Raw genomic sequence first — 422 nt, 5'->3', positions numbered from 1 at the left:
CCAGATTGAGGAAGGTTTCTGAGATTTCAGCATCGGCGAGTGCGAGCGCGATGCGCTCTGCGCTCTTTGCTTGTTTCCGGTATTGCTTGGATTGCCTCACCGTCCGCACTCCTTACGTAGGCAAAGCATGGCAGAAATCATAACACGAGAACAAGGGTGCGCGATTAGACTCATGGGGCAGCGCCCTACAAGTGGGTGCATCTGGATAAGGAGGATCGCAGTGCGCTGCGGCAGCCTTAGTGCTCGAGACGACTCCGGAGCTTCTTGATGATTTCCCGCAGATTGTCCGCGTATTCTTGGACGGCTCGGCGCGCCTCCTGCAAGCGGGAAGGCTCGGGCTTTGGCGGCGCTTCCTGACCGGAGCGATGATCCTCTGGCGGCGGCTTCATACCCTCTGGTCGGAGAAACCACACGGGCACCAT

The 422-nt window shown here is 58.5% G+C and carries 1 protein-coding gene; it reads left to right on the top strand.

The features are described 5' to 3' along the window. Positions 1-239: 239 nt before the first annotated feature. The coding region (locus tag AC5ZG5_RS46470) for a hypothetical protein (RefSeq protein ID WP_496165601.1) at positions 240-422 on the top strand (183 nt) is incomplete at its 3' end.

This window comes from Bradyrhizobium sp. Ses1, assembly GCF_059512365.1.
Note: the sequence above shows the minus strand (reverse complement) of the source record. Positions and strands in the feature narration are given on the sequence as shown.